Genomic DNA, 19,144 nt, shown 5'->3' with positions numbered 1-19,144 from the left:
GTGCCCGCGGTGTCTTCGGTGGGTGCGGTGGTCACGCCTGCCTCAGCTCGCCTTCTGCTTCAGGGCTTCGGCGAGGCTCGGGGCCTGCCGGTCGCGCGGGGACATGGAGGTGACCGGCAGCGGCCAGGGGATGGCGAGTTCGGGGTCGTCGAAGGCGATGGTCACGTCCTCGGACGGGTCGTGGGGCCGGTCGATGCGGTACGACACGTCGGTGGTCGCGGTGAGGGCCTGGAAGCCGTGGGCGCACCCCGCCGGGATGTAGAGGGCGGCCTGCGTCTCGTCGGACAGCTCGAAGTGCGCCTGGTTGCGGTACGTGGGCGAGTCGGCGCGCAGGTCCACGACGACGTCGAAGATCCGGCCGTACGAGCAGCGCACCAGTTTCGCCTCGCCGGCGCCGGAGCGCAGGTGGAGGCCGCGCAGGACGCCGCCGAGGGAGCGGGAGACGCTGTCCTGGACGAAGGCGTCGGGGTCGAGGCCCACCGAGCGGAAGACGTCGGCGTCGAAGGTGCGGGAGAAGAAGCCGCGTTCGTCGGCGTACGGCGTCGGCTCGAAGAGGTACGCGCCGGCGATGGCCGGGACTTCGGTCGCTTTCATGGGGCCTTCCGTGAGGTGGGTACGCGGGTGGGGCGGGCCGCCGGGAACAGCGCGGCCGTCAGAGTGCCGAGGTGGTGGTCGAGCTCCCGGACGGCGTCCCGGTTCCGCTCGGCGAGGGTCCGCCGCAGCCCGGCCGCGTCCTGTTCGAGAGAGCGGAACTGGGCGAGCAGCCGGTCGGCGTCGACCTCGCGCGCCGGGTGGCAGTACGCGCCGAGGCCCATCCGGGCCATGAGCGTGTCGCTCTTCGCCGCGTAGCTGAGGGCGAGGGTCGGTGTGCCGACCTTCAGGGCGCAGATCAGGTTGTGGTACCGGGTGGCGACGACGGTGTCGGCGGCCGCCATCTCCTTCATGAGGTCGGCCAGGGAGGCCGTTTCGGCGGCGGTGACCAGCGGCGAGTCCACCGCGTCGAGGATCGCCGCGACCACGGTCGCGTCGGCCTCGTCGCCGGTGAGCAGCCGGACGGGCCTGCCGTCCTCGGCGAGGGCGCGGACGAAGCGGGTGGTGCCGTCGAGGTAGCGGCGGTGGATCTCCTCGGCGCGGGCCCGGTCGTCGTCGCCGCCGTGGAAGTCCATCACGCCGACGCAGACCGGTCCCGGCGTGCCGGAGGCCGTGCCGGAGTGCGGGCCCGCCGGTGGTGTCGGCAGGGCGAACGCGAGGTCCGGGTGGACCTCGTCGCGCGAGGTGTCCACGCCCATCGCCCGCATCGCGGCGCGGGACGGCTCGTCGCGATACGAGCGGTGGGCGGCGAGCCGGGCCGACCAGCGCACCAGGGCGCGGGTCGGACGGCTGCCGATCGCGGCGGCGCCGACGCCGACCAGCGCGACCCGGGTGCCGGTCAGCCGGCCGCTCGCGCAGAGCAGGAACAGGGAGTACGGGAACCCCCAGGGCCGCAGGGGCAGCGTGGCCTCCAGGACGCCCATGCCCGGGACGATCACGACGTCGTGCCGGCGCACCCAGGAGGCGGTGCGGAAGACGTCGACGAGCTTGCCCAGGCCCTTCGCCGCGATCGCGCTCGCCCTCGACGCGGTCCGGTACTCCCCCCGGTTCCAGTGCAGCCGCGTCGCGGGGATCCCGTACCGCGCCGTCACGACCTCGGGTCCGCCGCACAGGGCGTCGACGACCGCCTCCGGGTGGCGGGAGCGGAGGTGGCCGAGGACGGCTTCGAGGGAGCCGTCGTTGCCGAGGTTGCCGGAGCCGAGCAGCCCGAACACCCCGACGCGCACCGGGGTCAGGCCGGCGGACGTCATGCCTGCTTCCGCCCCTCGCGGCCGGCCACGAGGGCGTCGACGGAGACGGTGAGCTTGTCCGGATCGACCGGGGCGCGGTCCTCGACCCGCTCGCCGGCGCCGGGGCGGGCCCGGCTGGCGGCCCATTCGACCAGGTGGCGGTAGCACTCCCGCCGGTCGGCGGCGGACAGCGGCGCCCGCCGGATCGCCGCGACGAAGCCCCAGACGTACTCGGCGAGCAGCCGGGGGGTCGGGTGCAGCGCCCCCGCCCGGCGCGGGTCCAGGTTGACGCACCGGGAGCGCTTGGAGGGGTTGGCGCGCTCGGCGCGGGTGGGGTGGTCGCGGCGGAAGTACAGCAGCTCCGGCACCTGGTGGAAGGGGCCGTTCAGGCCGATCTCGGCGACGAACGTGCGGTCCGCGTGGTGGTAGCTGTCGTGCGGCCTCACCCGGCGCAGCACGTCGGCGCGCATCACCCCGTAGAAGTCGTCGCCGCCGGGCTCGAACAGCATGCTTCGGAAGCGTTCGGGCGCGTGCGGGGAGGCGGTGGCGAGCCCGTACTCGTACGGGACCTTCACCTGGCCGTCGCCGTCGATGACCGCCTGGTCGGCGTGGGCCAGGATCACGTCCGGCCGCTCGTCCAGCGCCTCCACGCAGCGCCGCAGCAGGTCCCGGGCGTACAGGTCGTCGTGCGAGGCCCACTTGAACAGCTCGCCGCGGCACCGGGTGAACACGTAGTTGTGGTTCGGCGCGGCGCCGATGTTGCGGGGCAGCCGGATGTACCGGATGCGGGAGTCCCGCGCGGCGTACTCCCGGGAGATGTCCTGGGTCCCGTCGGTGGACGCGTTGTCCGAGATGACCAGCTCGAAGTCCTCGTAGGTCTGGCCGAGCAGGGCGTCCAGCGATTCGGCGAGGTACTCCTCGCCGTTGTACACGGGCAGGCCGATGCTCAACCGGGGATGGGCGGTCATGACGTCCTCGCTTCGGGAGTGGAGTTCAGGTGGTGCTCGCGCAGGGCGGAGCGCAGCTGCAGCCACCACAGGGCCGAGCCGCAGAGGGTCGCCGCGGCGACGCCCCAGGCCGAGCCGACGGTGCCGCCGGCGACCGCCCCGCCAAGACCGCCGCCCACGTAGCAGGCGGAGGCGGACAGTTGGGCGCGCAGGCTGCGCCGGGCCGCGCCGAGCGCGCGCAGCCCGGCCGCCGCGCCGGTGCCGAGACCGGCGCCCGCGACGCCCAGGGTGACCGGCACGATGAGGGCCGAGGCGGCGCCCCAGACGCCGCCGAGTACGAACGCACCGGCCCGGTCGGGCACCAGCAGCAGCGCCCCGCCCCACAGCAGGGCGGCGGCGGCCTGACCGCCGCCCAGCAGCAGGCAGAAGGCGCGCAGCCGGTGCGGGGCCCGCTTCAGGACCCGCGCCGCCTCGGCGACGGTGACCAGCGACAGCCCCATCAGGACGGCGAGGAACGGGCCGAGGAGCAGCTCGGCGCCGCGGACCGTGCCCACCGCGCCGACCCCGACGATCGCGCCGAGCCCGTACGCGCGCAGCTGCCCCGCGCCGCTGTTGCCGACGTTCTCGACCAGGTACCGGTAGCCGAGGTCCCGGTGCTCGCGCAGCCAGGTGCGCGTTCCGGCCGGCCGGGGCCGGATGCCGGACTGGAGGCAGCCGTACGCGGCGGCCACCGTGGCCGATCCGCCCCAGGCGAGCAGGAAGGCGGCCACGCTGCCCACGCGGGCCGCCACCACGAGGGCCGGGACGAGCGCGACGCCCCAGACGACGTCGTTGACGAAGGCCTTGCGCCCGGCGCCGGCGGCGAAGAAGGCGAACCGCCAGGCGTCCTGGAGCAGCAGTCCGGGCAGGACGACGCCGAGGCAGGCGAGCGCGGCCCCGACATCGCCGCCGAGACCGAGCCCGGCCAGCAGGGACACCACGCCGAGGGCGCCGCCGACGGCGAGCGCGGTGCCCGACGAACGGACCACCGCCTCCCGCCAGGACGCCTCCCGCACACCGCTGAAGCGGACCACCAGCGGGTCGGTGGCCAGCCCGCGGGCGACGTTCAGGACCACCCCGTACGTCACCCACGCCAGGCTGAACACGCCGAACGCGGTGACCCCCAGCGAGCGCGCCACGTAGATGCCCACCGCGAAGTTGGTCATGCTGGAGGCCGCCTGGTCGGCCAGCCCCCAGGACAACCTGCCGACGAGGGCCCGCCGGGCGGAGCGGGCCGGCGCCGTCGTCTTCTTCCCTTCGGTGGTCATCGGCTTCATGCCTTGATCAGCCCGGCGTCGCGCAGGGCGTCGGCCGCGGTGGCGACGGTGTCGAAGGGCAGCCCGGACCGCTCGGCGACGTCGAGCAGACCGTGCTCGCCGTCGGAGAGGCTGAGCACCCAGAGCATGGCCATCTGGGCCTGCTTGGTGTCGCTGCGGCCGCCGAGCGCGTCGTACAACCCCCTCCGTCCCAGCTGGGGTTCGCCGTAGGGGCTGAGGTTGACGTACGTCCGGTTGCGGTCGAGGACGGAGAAGGCCTCGGCGCAGAGGGCCAGGGTGTCCTCCAGCGCCCCGGGGGTGACGAGGTCCGGGTTGTCCGCCGAGGTGTGGTACTCGGGGTACCCGGCGTACGGGGTCCGGCTGAGGGAGCCCACGCCCAGATCGAATCCGGGCGAGCAGAACTGCCGCTCGTCGTAGCCGTACGGGGTGAACTCGTCGATGCGGTGCGGGCGTTCGGTGGCGGCGAGGACGTGCCGCATCACGCGGTCGATCTCCGCGTCGCCGCGCCTGCTCCGCTTGTACGTCAGCTGCCCGGGGTCGCCCGCGCAGGCCAGCACGAGACCGTGCTTGACCCGCTCGATCCGCTCCGCGTTCCTGGCCAACCAGGTGATCGCCCCGATGGTGCCCGGCGCGAACAGGAACCGGTAGGTGTAGTAGGGCGTCCGCTCCGCCAGCGCCCGGGCCAGGAACACCGCGACCGCGACGCCGGCCATGTTGTCGTTGGCCAGCGACGGGTGGCAGACGTGGCAGGAGACGATCACCTCGTCGGGGACCTGCCCGGGGACCACGTGCTCGGCGTAGGTGAGGTGGCCGTCGGCGAGCGTGGAGTCGATCCGTACCTCGTACTCGCCGTCCGGGAGCGCGTCCAGGGTGTCCTGGGCCAGGCAGAACCCCCACTCCGGCTTGTAGTAGCTGGTGCGGTACGGCACCCAGGACGGCTGGTCGGGCAGGGTGTGGAGGTGTCCGCGCAGCTCGTCCAGCGACATGGTCGCCGACACGGGGACGCTGTAGCCCAGCACGTGCAGGCTGGACGCGGCGAAGTCGACGACCCGCCTGCCGCCGGCGTCGGCGACGTACGCGTCGCGGATGTTCCACTCCTGCGGCACCGTCCAGTCGAGCACCTGCGTCCCGGTCGGCACCTCGTGCACGGTCAGCGGGATGTACTCGTCGACGATGCCCAGGGTGGCCCGCACGCCGTCGCCGGTGATGCTCCGGCACAGCGGGTACAGCCGCTCCACCAGGGCGTGCATCTCCTCGCCGGCGGTCATCGGCGCCACCGCAGGGTGTCGTCGACGGCGCCGGTGCCGGACGCCGCGCGCAGCACGGCCAAGCGGGTGAAGCGCCGCTCGAAGTCCTCGCCGGTGAGCCCGTACTTCCGGTAGGCGTCGGCGAGTTCGAGCGCTCCCCGCTTCACCGACCACTCGCAGTCGAAGCCGGGGATCGCGGCGCGGAACCGGGAGAAGTCCACCCGGTACGACCGCGGGTCGGCGCCGTTCTCGCCGGTGATCCGCACCCGCGAGCCGTCCACGGCCTCGGCGACCTGCCCGGCGATCTCGGCGACCGTGACGTTGTTGGCCTCGCTGCCGATGTTGAACGCCCGGTCGTGGACCGAATCCCGCGGCGCGACCAGCGCGGCCGCGAAGGCCCGCGCGATGTCGGCGGCGTGCACCAGCGGGCGCCAGGGCGTGCCGTCGGAGAGGACGAGGACCTCGCCGGACAGCAGGGCGTGGCCCACCAGGTTGTTCAGCACGATGTCGGCGCGCAGCCGGGGCGAGTAGCCGAAGGCGGTGGCGTTGCGCATGTAGACGGGACTGAAGTCGTCGTCGGACAGTTCGTGCAGGTCGTCCTCCACCCGCACCTTCGACTCCGCGTACGGGGTCACCGGGCGCAGCGGGGCGTCCTCGGCCACCAGGTCGTCGCCGCCGGCGGCGCCGTACACCGAGCACGTCGACGCGTACAGGAAGCGCCGCACCCCGGCCTCGCGGGCCAGCCGGGCGAGCCGCACCGAGGCGTGGTGGTTGATGTCGTAGGTGAGGTCCGGCGCCAGGGACCCCAGCGGGTCGTTGGACAGCGCGGCCAGGTGGATCACGGCGTCCACCCCGGCCACGTGCTCGGCCGTGACGTCCCGCAGGTCCACCCGGTGCCCCCGCGGGTCCGCGGGCACCGGGCCGAGGACGCAGTCGGCGAACAGGCCGGCGTCGAGGCCGACGACCTCGTGTCCGGCGGCCGTGAGGACGGGAGCCATCACGGTGCCCAGGTAGCCCTGGTGTCCGGTGAGCAGTACGCGCAAGGTTCATTCCCCCAGGTCGAGAGTGAGTTTGGTGACGGCGAAGGCCTCGGCGTAGCGCGCGTGGCATTCGATGCCGCGGATCCGGGCGAGGCCGAGGAAGGCCTCCCGGTCGTACCAGGGACGGTGCCGCTGCGAGGGGTAGTGCTCCTGCAGCAGCCGCACCTTCTGTTCGGCGGTCTCCGGCGACAGCGGCTGGTACGCCGTCGGGCGGCCGAGGTCGCCGTCCCACTTGACGATCTCGTAGCCGAGCACCAGGTGGTCGCGGAACGCGGTGGTCATCAGCTTCGCCAGGCCGCGGTGGTCCTGGTGGGCGTCCTCGGTGCGCGGGGCGAGCACGAGATCGGGCTCGGTCCGCCCGCGCAGCTCCTCGACGGCGGACTTGGCCTCCTCCCAGTGCGCCGGCAGCCGGCCGTCCGGCAGCTTGTGCACGGTCAGCCGCAGGTCGGCACCCGGACAGAAGGCGGCGAGCGCGGCCCGCTCCTCGTCCTCGCGCTCGCCGCCACCGCCGGAGAGGACGAGTGCGTCGACCCGCAGGCCCGGCCGGGCACCGCACAGCGTGAGCAGCGTGCCGCCCGCGCCGATGGCGATGTCGTCGCAGTGGGCGCCCACCGCGACGATCCGTTCCAGGGGCCGCCCGGCCCCGAGCCGGATCACGCGCGCGCCCCGGCGTTCGCCCCGGCGCCGTCCCGCTCCCACACGGCCCACGGACGGTCGCCCACGGCGTAGGCGGCGTCGAGCGCGGCCCGCTCCTTGACGGTGTCGGTCGGCTTCCAGAAGCCGCGGTGCCGGTGTGCCACGAGCCGGCCTTCCTTGGCCAGGCCGGCGCAGCCGTCGGCGACCAGGTCGCCGTTCTCCGGTATGTGGTCGAAGACCTCCTGGCGGAGCACGAAGTAGCCGCCGTTCTCCCACAGCGGCAGGTCGCTCACCGCGGTGATGCCCCCCACCAGGCCGTCCTCGCCCAGGTCCACGCAGTGGAACGAGGACTGCGGCGGCACGACCATCATCGACGCACCGGCGTCGCGCCGGGAGAACCGCTCGATCATCTCGTCCAGCGGGGCGTCGGTGAGCACGTCGGCGTAGTTGGCGAGGAACATCTCGTCGCCGTCCAGGTGGTGCCGCACCCGGCGCAACCGCTCCCCGATCGGCGACTCCATGCCGGTCTGCGCGAACGTGATGGTCCAGTCCGAGATGTCGGTGGACAGCAGCTCGGTCCTCCCGCCGCGGAGCACGAAGTCGTTGGACGCCGTCTCCTCGTAGTTGAGGAAGAAGTTCTTGATGTGGTCGGCCCCGTAGCCGAGGCACAGGACGAACTCCGTGTGCCCGAAGTGCGCGTAGTAGCGCATGACGTGCCAGATCAGCGGCCGCGGCCCGACCATCGCCATCGGCTTGGGCACGTCGTCGGAGGCTCCGCTGCGCATCCGCATCCCGTAACCGCCGCAGAACAGGACGACCTTCATGACGTCACCTCGACAATGCTCAGTTCCGGGATGGGGAAGACGAGCCGACCGCCCCACTCGTGCACGAAGGACAGCTGCTCGGTCAGCTCGGCCCGCAGGTTCCAGGGGAGGACGAGGACGTAGTCCGGCCTGTCTGCGGCGATCCGCTCGGGAGACAGGATCGGGATGCGCGTGCCGGGGGTGAACCTGCCGTGCTTGTAGGGGTTGCGGTCGACCGTGTACGCGAGGAGGTCGGGCCGGATCCCGCAGTGGTTGAGCAGGGTGTTGCCCTTGCCCGGGGCGCCGTAGCCGACGACCGTCTCGCCGCGCTCGGCCGCGTCGATGAGGAACCGCAGCAGGTCCCGGCGCACCTTGGCGACCCGCGCGGAGAACTCGGCGTACCCGGCCAGCTCCTGCAGCCCGGCGGCCTTCTCCCGGTCCAGGACCTCGGCCACCCGCTCCGACGGCTCGCCGGCCACCTCGGCCGGCCGGGCCCACAGCCGGATGGAGCCGCCGTGGGTGGGCAGCAACTCGACGTCCACCAGGGCGAGTCCGCCACTGGCCAGCGCCCGGATCGCGGACGCGACCGTGTAGTACTGGAAGTGCTCGTGGTAGATCGTGTCGTACTGGTTCTCCTCGATGAGGGTCAGCAGGTGCTGCACCTCGATGGAGACCCAGCCGTCGTCGGCGACCAGGGCGCGCAGCCCCTGGGTGAACCCGACCACGTCCGGGATGTGCGCGTACACGTTGTTCGCCACGACCAGGTCCGCCGGGCCGTGTTCGGCGCGGACGGCCGAGCCGGTGTCCGGGCTGAGGAACTCCGTGAGCGTGGGCACCCCGGCGTCCCGCGCGGCGGCGCCGACGTTCACCGACGGCTCGATGCCGAGGCAGCGGATCCCCCGCTCCACCACGTGCTTCAGCAGGTACCCGTCGTTGCTGGCGACCTCGACCACGAACGCGTCGGCGCCGAGACCCACGCGTTCCGCGGCGCCGGCGACGAACGCGCGCGCGTGCTCCACCCACGAGGTCGAGAACGACGAGAAGTACGCGTACTCCTGGAACGTCTCCTCCGGCGTGATCAGCGGAGGGATCTGCGCGAGCCAGCAGTCGGTGCAGACCCGCAGGTGCAGCGGGTACGCGGGCTCCGCCAGGTCCAGCTGGTCGGCGGCGAGAAAGCTCTCGCACGGTGGCGTCGCCCCCAGATCGACGACGCTCGCGAGCGCCGCCGAGCCGCAGAGTCGGCAACGTGTCATTTACTGCCCCCCATCGATTCCGACCGCACCGCGATCGCGGTGCGGTACTCCTCCACCAGGCGCTCCAGCCCGACGGCCGGGCTGAAGTGCCCCTCGTACCGCCGCCGGGCCGCTCGCCCCATCTCCTGGTTGCGGACCGGATCCGCCGCGACCCGGCGCAGGCAGGCCGCCAGCGAGGCGGCCTCGCCCGGCCGGTGCAGCAGCCCGGTCACCCCTTCCTCGACGAGCTCGACGAAGGCGCCGTGACCGGCGGCGACGGCCGGCACCCCGGCCGCCATCGCCTCCGCGACCACCAGGCCGAACGTCTCCAGGGACATCGAGGGAGCCACCACGGCGACCGACCGGGCGACGGCCCGCCGGCACTGCTCCGGGTCGTACAGGCCGACGTACCGCACGTCGTCCCGGCCCGCCGCCCAGGAGGTCACCTCGGGCGCCAGCGGCCCCGCGCCGGCGAGCACGAGCGGTACGCCCACGCCGCCGTCCGCCGCGAGCTCGTCCCACGCGGCCATGAGGAGCCGCACGCCCTTGGTGTCCGCGAGCCGGCCGAGGAAGAGGACGTGCTCACCCGCGCCCGTACGGACGGTGTCCGGGTCGGGCACGAAGTTGTGCTTCACCGCCAGCCGTTCGCCCGGCATGCCGGACCGCACCAGGACGTCGCGCTGGGCGGCGGAGATGCAGAAGAACCGATCCACACCGGACCACCACCGCCGCCGGTTCACCGACAGGCCGGCTGCCACCGGAACCGTGGCGAGCCGCGAGTTCCGGTAGCAGCCGTGCCGGACGGCGGGCAGCGGCAGGGCCGACCCGACGCACTCCGTGCACGGCCGGCCGTCCCGGTGCAGGGTGCCGGGCGGGCAGACCTGCGTGTAGTTGTGCAGGGTGGCGACGACGGGCACGCCGACGTCGGCGCAGGCGGCGAGCACCGCGGGGGAGAGCAGCGGGAAGACGTTGTGGACGTGCACCACGTCCGGCCGGTCGGCGCGGAGCCTGGCGGCGAGCTCCGTACGCACCGCCGGGTTCCACGGCACGAGGAGCGGCACCGCCACCTTGCCGAGCAGGGACCGGCCGGCGATGTCGTCGCTGCGCCGCTCGAACAGCTCGACCCGGTGGCCGGCCGCGCGCAGCAGCCCCACCTCCTCGTCCACCACCCTGTTCTCCCCGCTCGGCTGCGCCGAGGAGTAGCGGTTGTGCACCACAAGGACATGCATCGCTCAGGTCACCTCCTGGCCCATCGGGGGACACGTCGTGGGGAAACTTCGACCGCCGGCAGGGGCGCGGCCGGGGCCGCGGCGGGCGGCACCAGCAGCGAGGCGGCCAGGGTCAGATGCAGCAGGTACGCCGAGGCGTCGCCGAGGCCGACCTCGGTGTACGAGGAGAGCCCGCAGTAGCTGATGAGGAAGATCGCGCAGGCCCTCGACAGGGACGGCGGCCGCAGCAGCGCCACGGCGCCCAGCACGATGACGATCGCCGCCACGAGGGCGACGCCGACCAGCCCCTGCTCGTGGTAGACCGCCAGCCAGCTGTTGTCGATCGGCAGCCCGCCGAACGACTTGTCGCCCAGACCCGTGCCGAACACCGTCTCGCCGGTCGTCCGGGGCTCCGCGAGCAGGGCGTCCCACACCTTGGCCCGGCCGGTGAGGTTGGCGAAGTTCTCCTGGCTCTGCCCGCGCAGGAACCAGGCCTGCAGCGCGGAGCTGAACACCACCGCGGCCACCGTGGCGCACAGCACCGCCCAGGCGAAGAAGCGGCGGGCGGCGGCGCTGGTCAGCACGAGCGAGCCGATGGCCAGCACCAGACCGATGAGCAGGCCGAGCGTCGCCGTCCGGGTGTGGGTCAGAGCGAGCAGGGCGAGCGCCGGCACGATGATCACCGCCGCGCCCGCCCCGGTGGTCCGCCGGCCCAGGAGCAGCAGCACGGTGAGCCCGATGACGACCGCGCAGTACTGGCCGATCTGCGGCGGGGTGAGCGGCCACAGCGCGCCCACGAGCCGCCCGCCGTAGTACTCCGGCATCGCCGTGCCCGGCGCGGCGGCCAGGCCGGCCGCCACCAGGACGAGGACCGCGAAGTACAGCCGGATGTGATGGCGCACGAAGGTCAGGCCGCCGTCCCACCAGCGGCTGAGCAGCCACAGCGTGGCGACGAAGACGGCCAGCCGGGCGCAGCGGAACAGCGCGCCGAACCCGGACTCCAGGTGCACGCTGGCGATCACGCTCACCGCCACCAGCAGGGTGAGCAGGAACACGAACGCGCTGGCCCGGATGCGCAGCCGGAGGTTGACCAGGAGCGCCAGCGCGAACGCGGCGACCAGCGCGCCCATGGTGACCATCTGGATGAGGGAGCGGGGGATGGTGAAGACGGTCTTCGCCCCGGCGGAGCCGAGCGTGTTGAGGACGAGCAGCCCCCAGACCGTCCCGACGATCCTCGACGTGTGGTCGGCGGCCATCTCAACCACCCTCCCGCGCGCGGAAGGTGCTGCCCGCGTCCTGCCGGTACGGCGCGGCCTGCCACCGCCGGACGTCGAGTACCCGGCCCGGGTCGTGGGCGACGAACGTCCACGAGCCGACGTAGACGTTGTCGTGCCAGCGGTTGTCCTGCCCGTGCGTGACGGCCTCGGCCACCCGCCCGCCCAGGTACGGCGACCAGTCCGGCGAGGTGCCCTCGTTGGCCAGCACCGCCATCCGGTCACACCACGCCGTGCAGTCGACGACGGACTTGTCGAGGACGAAGCTGTTGTCGTGGATGTCCACCCGCCGCGTCCGCCACCGGCAGTCGGCGAGGAGCGGCGCGGCGGCGATCGCCGGCCGCGCGCAGCGGGCGGTGTCCTTCACCAGCGGCGTGCAATAGCCCGTGGAGGTGTTGGCCGGGCTGTTGCAGAACCGGTCGGCGTTCTCCCACAGGGTGATCCCGGACCAGTTGTCCTCCAGCAGGTTCCCGTGGATCTCGATCCTGTCCGTGCGGGCCCGGAGCCGCGGTTCGCCGCCGGACTCGGAGACGTACACCGTCGCGTACGGGAAGTCGTCGCCCTCGTCGGCGTACCGGCGGCCCTCGACCCAGTTGTTGCGCCGGATCGTGTTGCCCCGGACGACCGCGTTGTAACTGGTCTCGTAGATCAGCGCGGCTCCGTCGTTGGCCTCCAGGACGTTGCCCTCGATGCGGAAGTCGTTGTTGTTGTTGTCGGCCCAGAGCCCGGCCCCGCGGTTGTCGTGCACCCAGTTGCCGCGGATGTCGGCGCCGTCGACGGCCCAGAACTTGACGCCGCCGGTGCAGCCGCAGCCCGGCCGCCGCCGCTCCCAGTCGTCGGTGTTGTTGCCGGTGATCTCGTTGCCCTCGACCACCAGGCCCCGGATGGAGTCGCCGGTCTTGTAGGCGTTCATCCCGTACTGCCCGTTGCGGCGCAGGCAGCTGGCGCGGACCCGCTGGCGGGCCCCGGCCATCAGCCCGGCGCCGGAGTTGTCCTGGATCGTGGCGTGCTCGATCACCCACCCGTCGGCCATGTCGTGGTTCACCACGCCCTCGTCGTGCGGCGCGACGAAACCCCGCACGGTCAGGTGACGGATGGCGACGCCGACGGCGGTGCCGCCGAACGCGTACTGGTTGGTCCTCCGGCCGTCGAGCACGGCGCCGGGCGCGCCGAGGTAGCGGTTCCCCTCCTTCGGCACGACCTGGGCGTACTCGTCCGGTTCGAGCAGGTGCCTGCCCGGCCGCAGCCAGAACGTGGTGCCCGGGGGGCTGCTCTCGGTCTTCGCGGCCAGGTCGCCGACCACCGAGGGATCGACCGTCACCGCGCCCGCCGGCGCCTTCGCCGGCCCGGCCGCGGGCGCGTCGCACACCCGGGCCACGGACGTGGCCGGCGCGGCGGCCGGCTTCGGCCGCGCGGCCGGCGCGCCGTCGCAGCCGGCCGCCGCCAGCAGGGCCAGCGCCAGCGGTGCCGCCGGCAGCACCCGCCGCCACCTGATCCCCAAGCGTCCCCCCACTAGCCGTGGAACCTGAGCACGGTCGTGAACCCCTCGGCGCCGTCGCTGAAACCGGTGCCGACGAGGGTGGTGGCGGGCTCCTTGCGCCCGAAACCGGCCGAGTACCAGCCGAGCGGCGGGTCGCTCTCGCCGCGATGGGCCCGCCAGGACAGCCGCCCGGGCAGGTCGAGCGCCGCGGAGCGCTCCTCGCCGTCGCGGGTCCAGGTCAGCACCGCACGATCCCCCACCAGATCGGCGGCGATCGCCGGACCGAGGTGGAACGCCAGCTGCACCTCCCGGCGCGGGCCGCTCACCTCGTCGACCACCCTCAGCTCCCGGCTCCCGGCCGTCAGCTCCACCCGTCGGCGGTGCACCGAGGGCCGGTACCCGTCGTGCTCGGCGGACCAGCGGGCCGTCCCCCCGTCGGAGGAGCCGGACGCGTCCGCGACCAGGACGCGGGTGCGGGCGTGCCGGGTCCACAGGAACGGGCCCCCGGAGACGGACTGGTCGGTGCCGTCCAGGCGCAGCGTGTTGTGGCCGAGCGTCGACCGGAAGTACTGCCGCCACTCGGGCTGCCCGTGGTAGCAGAACGTCCCCGGGTCGGCGAGCACGTCGACCCCGTCGTGCCGGACCTCCACCGACAGCGCGTCCGCGTGCGCGTGCGCGGCGATGGACAGGAAGCCGTGCGGACCGGCGTCGCAGCGGCACCAGATCCCGTCCGGGCCGCGCAGGATGGTCATGCCCGCGTCGGCGAAGTGCGCCGGCCGGCTCGCCGGACGGGCCACGGAACGACCGGCCCCGTCCTTCGCGTACGGCCGGACGAACGCGGCGAGCAGCCCGGTGCGCACGTCGGTGCCGGTCACCGCGGGCCACCAGGAGAGCCGGCCGAACACGGCGTCCCCGGTGGCGAGCAGCGAACCCCAGCGGTCGGTGCCCGCGCCGTCCACGACCAGACCGTGCCCGTCGTCCGAGTCCCCCTGGCGCGGCGGCCGCAGCCGGTCGTCCACGACGGCCGCGAGCGCGTCCGTCATCCGCAGCAGCACCAGCCGGACCGACGCGGGGACCGGCACGCCCGCCGCGTCCGCCTCGGCCAGCGCGGCCAGGCCGAGTTCGAGGACGAGCCCGTGGTACTCACTGGCCAGTTCGCGGTTGAGGCCGGAACCGAACGTGTTGCTCCGCAGATGCCGCTCCAGGGAGCTCAGCGCGTCGTCCCGCCAGCGCGCCGAGCCGGGGAACCAGCCGAACGCGCAGGCCGCGGCGAACTGTCCGGCCGCCTCGGCGATGACGTGGTTGTTCGCCGACGACCCCCGGCTCGGGAACGCGGCCAGCCAGCGCTGGTGGTGCCAGATCTGACGGAGCGCCACCGGATTGTCCTCGAACAGCCCGGCCGCGCCCGGCCAGCCGTCGAGCAGCCGGCGGACCCAGACCCAGGACAGGAGCCGGATCCCCAGCTCGATGCCGCTCGTCCAGTGCACCCCGCGCAGCGGGGCGTTGGCCGCCCACCACGACCGCAGGTGCGCGTCCACGCGCTCGGCGTACCGCTCGTCCCCGGTGACCGCGTAGGCGGCGGCGAGCACGGTCAGGTACTGGTGCCGGGACAGCTCCCAGATCTGCTTGACGTCCCCGACCGCCTCCTCGTCGCGGTAGGGCACGTCGAAGGCGTAGCCCCACGGAGCCCGCCGCCCGGTCTTCGGGTCGTACCACCAGTCCGGGTCGGCCAGGTCGTCGCGGGCCACGCCGAAGAACTCGGCGTGGCCCGCCATCAGCCGGTCCGCCTCGGCGACGAGCCGCTTCGCCGCGTCCGGGGGCAACCCGGCGATCGTCCCCGCGGGCAGTACGGCGGTGAACCGGGCGCCGGTCACGCGCGGGCAGTCCGGCCGCGCCGACCGCCACCGCCGCCTGCGCACCGCGTCGCCCACCCGGCCGCCGACCTCCCGCGGCCCCATCCGGGACAGCCGCCGCAGGTACCAGCCCGGACTCCCCGACTTCACCGTCATCGCGCCCCCGCCAGCGTCACCGGCAGGCCGCTCGCCAGGCCCGTGCGCACCGCCAGCGTGGCGGCCGTGGTGGCGACGAGGGACTCCAGCGGCACCGGCATCGGGCCGCCGGTCCGCACGGCCTTGACGAACGCGGCCAGCTCGGCGTTCTGGCCCTTGTCCCGGGCCTTCGGCAGCCGGGAACTGACCCACCGCTCGGGGCCGTACACCGAGGCGCGGACGAAGTCGTCGAGCTTCAGCACCTTGCCGTCCGCGACGAGGTCCAGCGTCTCCTTCGGGAAGGCGGACGCGCCGGTGGTGACGTAGCTGATGGTGGCGGTGGACCCGTCCGGGTACCGCAGCACGACCTGCAGGTCCTCGTTGCCGGGGGTGGTGAGCGCGTACACCGAGACCGGGTCGGCGCCGAGCAGCCAGCTCGCCGTGTCGATGAAGTGCCCGCCCTCGCCGGCGAACCGGGAGCCCTCGCTGTCCTGGCGGAGGTACCAGCTGCCGTGGTCGAGGCGGCCCGCGTTGACCAGGTAGCGCAGGCTCGCCGGACCGGTCCGGGCGCCGAACCGCCGCCTGGCCTCCTGCAGGAGCGGGGAGAACCGGCGGTTGAAGCCCACCTGCAACCGGTCGTTGCCGGACTTCTCCACCGCCGCGAGCACACCCGCCAGCTCGTCCTCGGTGAGTGCCAGCGGCTTCTCCACGAACACCGCCTTGCCGGCGAGGAGCGCCCGCCGGGTCAGCTCGGCGTGGGAGCTGTGCCGGGTGACCACGAACACCGCGTCGACGGACGGGTCGTCCAGGACGGCGTCGAGATCGGTGGTCGCCTGCGCGAAACCGAACTTGCGCCGCGCGTTCGCCGCGGACAGCGCCGTCGTGGTGACGACCGTGGACAGCTCGACGCCCTCGCGCCGCGCCAGGTGCGGCAGCAGCATCGACGTCGCGTAGTTGCCCGCGCCGACGAACGCCAGCCGCACGGGCGTCCCGGCGGCCCGGACCGGACGCCGCCCGGCCTCCACCGAGGGCACGGCCACCACCGGCGCCGCCACCTCGGCCTTCGCCCCGTCCGTCTCACCGGGGTACCGGAACAGCACGGCCACGGCCTTCAACGAGCCGTCCTTCAGCGACTGGTACGTCTCGACGGCGTCCTCGAAGTCGGCGACGTGGGACACCAGCGGCTCCACGTCGACGCTGCCGCGGGCCAGGAGGTCGAGGAAGCACGCCAGGTTGCGGCGCTCGGTCCAGCGGACGTAACCGATGGGGTAGTCCCGCCCCGCGAGTTCGTACTCCGGGTCGTAGCGCCCGGGACCGTACGAGCGGGAGAACCGGACGTCGAGCTCCTTCTCGTAGTACGCGTTCCACGGCAGGTCCAGGCGGCACTTGCCGATGTCGACGACCCGGCCGCGGTCCCGGCTCAGCTTGGCGGCCAGCTCGACCGGCTGGTTGCTCGCGCCGCCCGCCGCCAGGTACACCTGGTCCACGCCGTGCCCGCCGGTGAGTTCGGCGACCGAGGCCTCCACGGCCGCGGAGGAGGGATCGCCGCACACGTCCGCGCCCAGCCGCTCCGCGAGCTCGCAGCGCCCCGGATCGGGGTCGACGCCGACGACACGGACGCCCGAGGCGACCAGGAGCTGCACCACCAGCTGCCCGATCAGCCCGAGGCCGATCACCAGCGCCACCTCGCCGAGCTGCGGCTCGCCCTGGCGGACGCCCTGCAACGCGATCGAGCCGACCGTGCCGAAGGCCGCGTGCCGCGGCGCGACACCGTCCGGCACCGGGGTGTAGAGGTTCTTCGGCACCCAGTTCAGCTCGGCGTGCAACGCGTGCTCGTTGCCGGCGCAGGCCACGACGTCGCCGACCTTCACGTCGTCGATCCCCGCGCCGACCTGCTCGACGACCCCGCAGAGCGAGTAGCCGAGCGGCGTGTACGAGTCCAGCTTGCCCATCACCTTGCGGTACGTCGCGGGCGCCCCGTTGGTCGCGACGCTCTGCACGACCTTGGCCACCTGGTCCGGCCGGGAACGGGCCTTGCCCAGCATCGACATGCCGGCCTCGGACACCTTCATGAGCTCGGTGCCGGTGGAGATCAGCGAGTAGGCGGTCCGCACCAGCACACCGCCCGGCTTGCACCCCGGCACCGGCACGTCGAGCACCGTCAGCTCGCCGCTCTTGTAGTTCTGCACGACCTGTTTCACCGATGTCCTCTTGTCTCTACGCCGTCGAGGGGGAGTCCTGGCCGGACCCGGCGGTCGCGCCGCGGTACCAGTACTCGAGGGTCAGCACATGCCACAGATGCTTGGAGTAGTCCCGGTGTCCGGCGGCGTCCTCGGCGACCATGCGCGCCAGCGCGTCGCGGCGCAGCAGCCCGGAGCCGACCAGCACGCCGTCGTGCACCACCTCCCGCACCAGCGGCGCCAGGTCCCGGCTCATCCAGGCCCGCAGCGGGGCGCTGAACAGGCCCTTGGGCCGGTACACGATCTCCCGGGGCAGGACCGAGGCGGCCGCCTCCTTGAGGACGGCCTTGCCCTGCCGGCCGACGATCTTGCGGTCGCCGGGCACGACGAACGCCGCCTTCACCACCTCGACGTCCACGTACGGCACCCGCACCTCGGTCGACGCGGCCATGCTCGCCCGGTCCGTGTACGCGAGGTTCAGGCCCGGCAGGAACATCCGGGCGTCACCCAGGCACATGCGGTTGACGAAGTCGTCGAGCTCGTTGTCCCGGTAGACGTCCGCGTGCTCGGTCAGCACGTCGTCGACCGTGCCGGCCAGGTCCGGATCGACCAGGGCCAGCAGCTCCTCCCGGTCGTACATGGTGTAGCTGCGCCGGAACGCGGTCTCCTCCGGCAGGTCCGCGAAGGAGAGGAACCGCTTCGCGAACCGCACCGACCGGTACCCGCGGCGGGCCGAGGCGACCGGCAGCCGGTCCACGGCCCGGGACAGCCCCCGCCGCACCGGCCGCGGCACGCGCTGGTAGCGCAGCGCCAGCAGGTTCGCCAGGTGCTTGCGGTAGCCGGCGAACAGCTCGTCGGCGCCCATCCCCGAGAGCATCACCTTGACCCCGGCCTCCCGGGCCGCCGAGCAGATCAGGAACGTGTTGATCGCGGCGGGGTCGCCGATCGGCTCGTCCAGGTGGTACGTCATCCGCGGCAGCAGGTCGAGCACGTCCGGGGCGATCTCGATCTCGTGCAGGTCCACGCCGAACCGCTCGGCCACCTGCCGGGCGTAGCGCAGGTCGTCCGGCATCGCCTCGAAGCGGGCGTCCTCGGCCCGGAACCCGATCGTGTAGGCCGAGATCCCCGGCCGGTCGCGGGCCGCCAGCGCGGTCAGATAGCTGGAGTCCAGACCGCCCGAGAGGAACGTCGCCACGGGCACGTCGGCGAGCAGGTGACGCCGGGTCGACTCCGCGACGACGGCGGCCAGGTCCGGCAGCTCACCGCTCCGGGCCCGCTCCTGCCCCTCGGCGGCCACGTCCTTCAGGTTCCAGAACCGGCCGCGGTCCACCCGGCCGTCGGGCCGGCAGCGGAGCCAGCTCCCCGGCGGCAGCTTCTCCGCCTCGCGGAACGCGCACCGCGAGTCCGGCACCCAGTAGTAGAGGAGCGAGGCCACCAGCGCCGCGTGGTCCACCTCCAGCTTCCCGCCGGTCACGGCGGCGAGCGCCTTGAGCTCGGAGGCGAACACCAGCCCCCCGCCCCGCCGGAGCAGGAACAGCGGCTTGATGCCCAGCTGGTCACGCGCGAGCACCAGCTCGCCGGTCCGCTCGTCGAAGATCCCGAACGCGAACATGCCGCGCAGCCGGGGCAGGCAGTCCGTGCCCCAGCGCCGCCAGGCCTCGAGTACCACCTCGGTGTCGGAGGTGCCGCGGAACCGCACCCCGGCGGCCGCCAGTTCGGCGCGCAGCTCCGGCGCGTTGTACAGCTCGCCGTTGTACGTCAGGACGAGGCCGCCCGAGACCATCGGCTGGGCGCCCGTCTCGGACAGGTCGACGATGGACAGCCGCCGGTGCCCCAGCTGCACCTCGCCGTCACCGACGGGATGGCCGTACCGGCCCGCCGCGTCCGGACCGCGGTGGGCGAGGGTGTCGGTGAGCCGGTCGGCCACGACCTTCCCGTCCGGCCATCGGTACGTGCCTGCGATGCCACACATG

At 73.5% G+C, this 19,144-nt stretch carries 15 protein-coding genes; all 15 read right to left on the bottom strand.

Going from position 1 to position 19,144, the window contains the following annotated elements; all coding sequences use genetic code 11:
- Nucleotides 1–42 precede the first annotated feature (42 nt).
- Genes rfbC through asnB form a run of 15 tightly spaced genes read right to left on the bottom strand, consistent with a single transcriptional unit; the run spans nt 43 to nt 19,143 of the window.
- Nucleotides 43–594, bottom strand: coding sequence for a dTDP-4-dehydrorhamnose 3,5-epimerase (gene rfbC / locus AC067A_RS29595; protein WP_479245583.1), 552 nt, complete (start codon nt 592–594; stop codon nt 43–45).
- The gene (locus tag AC067A_RS29590; RefSeq protein ID WP_479245581.1) at nt 591–1,841 is read right to left on the bottom strand and encodes a polysaccharide pyruvyl transferase family protein; all 1,251 of its coding nucleotides are present in this window, start codon (nt 1,839–1,841) and stop codon (nt 591–593) included. Before AC067A_RS29590 ends, rfbC begins: the two co-directional genes overlap by 4 nt.
- Nucleotides 1,838–2,788 (bottom strand): glycosyltransferase family 2 protein, encoded by a 951-nt coding sequence (locus tag AC067A_RS29585; RefSeq protein ID WP_479245580.1) that lies wholly within the window; start codon nt 2,786–2,788, stop codon nt 1,838–1,840. The genes AC067A_RS29590 and AC067A_RS29585 overlap by 4 nt, the downstream gene beginning before the upstream one ends.
- A complete protein-coding gene (locus AC067A_RS29580) occupies nt 2,785–4,074 on the bottom strand; it encodes a hypothetical protein (RefSeq protein ID WP_479245578.1) in 1,290 nt (429 codons plus the stop codon). The genes AC067A_RS29585 and AC067A_RS29580 overlap by 4 nt, the downstream gene beginning before the upstream one ends.
- A 5-nt stretch (nt 4,075–4,079) precedes the next feature.
- The gene (locus AC067A_RS29575) at nt 4,080–5,351 is read right to left on the bottom strand and encodes a DUF4910 domain-containing protein (RefSeq protein ID WP_479245576.1); all 1,272 of its coding nucleotides are present in this window, start codon (nt 5,349–5,351) and stop codon (nt 4,080–4,082) included.
- Complete coding sequence (locus AC067A_RS29570; RefSeq protein ID WP_479245574.1) at nt 5,348–6,373, bottom strand: NAD-dependent epimerase/dehydratase family protein; 1,026 nt, start codon at nt 6,371–6,373, stop codon at nt 5,348–5,350. The genes AC067A_RS29575 and AC067A_RS29570 overlap by 4 nt, the downstream gene beginning before the upstream one ends.
- Nucleotides 6,374–6,376: 3 nt before the next feature.
- Nucleotides 6,377–7,027 carry a PIG-L deacetylase family protein gene (locus tag AC067A_RS29565; protein WP_479245572.1) on the bottom strand — a complete coding sequence of 217 codons (651 nt, stop codon included), beginning with the start codon at nt 7,025–7,027 and terminating at the stop codon, nt 6,377–6,379.
- Nucleotides 7,024–7,830, bottom strand: a complete 807-nt coding sequence (locus AC067A_RS29560) for a glycosyltransferase family protein (RefSeq protein ID WP_479245570.1) — start codon at nt 7,828–7,830, stop codon at nt 7,024–7,026. The genes AC067A_RS29565 and AC067A_RS29560 overlap by 4 nt, the downstream gene beginning before the upstream one ends.
- Entirely contained in the window at nt 7,827–9,062 is a 1,236-nt protein-coding gene (locus AC067A_RS29555; RefSeq protein WP_479245568.1) for a class I SAM-dependent methyltransferase, read from the bottom strand. Before AC067A_RS29555 ends, AC067A_RS29560 begins: the two co-directional genes overlap by 4 nt.
- Nucleotides 9,059–10,270, bottom strand: coding sequence for a glycosyltransferase (locus AC067A_RS29550; RefSeq protein WP_479245566.1), 1,212 nt, complete (start codon nt 10,268–10,270; stop codon nt 9,059–9,061). Before AC067A_RS29550 ends, AC067A_RS29555 begins: the two co-directional genes overlap by 4 nt.
- Nucleotides 10,271–10,278: 8 nt before the next feature.
- Complete coding sequence (locus AC067A_RS29545; protein WP_479245564.1) at nt 10,279–11,505, bottom strand: O-antigen ligase domain-containing protein; 1,227 nt, start codon at nt 11,503–11,505, stop codon at nt 10,279–10,281.
- 1 nt (nt 11,506) lies between these two features.
- A complete protein-coding gene (locus AC067A_RS29540) occupies nt 11,507–13,024 on the bottom strand; it encodes a right-handed parallel beta-helix repeat-containing protein (RefSeq protein ID WP_479245562.1) in 1,518 nt (505 codons plus the stop codon).
- 11 nt (nt 13,025–13,035) lie between these two features.
- Nucleotides 13,036–15,012, bottom strand: coding sequence for an alginate lyase family protein (locus tag AC067A_RS29535; protein ID WP_479245561.1), 1,977 nt, complete (start codon nt 15,010–15,012; stop codon nt 13,036–13,038).
- Nucleotides 15,009–17,192 (bottom strand): bi-domain-containing oxidoreductase, encoded by a 2,184-nt coding sequence (locus tag AC067A_RS29530; protein ID WP_479245559.1) that lies wholly within the window; start codon nt 17,190–17,192, stop codon nt 15,009–15,011. Before AC067A_RS29530 ends, AC067A_RS29535 begins: the two co-directional genes overlap by 4 nt.
- A gap of 16 nt (nt 17,193–17,208) precedes the next feature.
- Complete coding sequence (gene asnB / locus AC067A_RS29525; protein WP_479245557.1) at nt 17,209–19,143, bottom strand: asparagine synthase (glutamine-hydrolyzing); 1,935 nt, start codon at nt 19,141–19,143, stop codon at nt 17,209–17,211.
- Between the last annotated feature and the right edge of the window lies 1 nt (nt 19,144).

Source organism: Streptomyces sp. NPDC043176, from assembly GCF_056436715.1.
The sequence above is the reverse complement of the archived record's forward strand: the minus strand, read 5'-3'. Positions and strand labels throughout refer to the sequence as shown.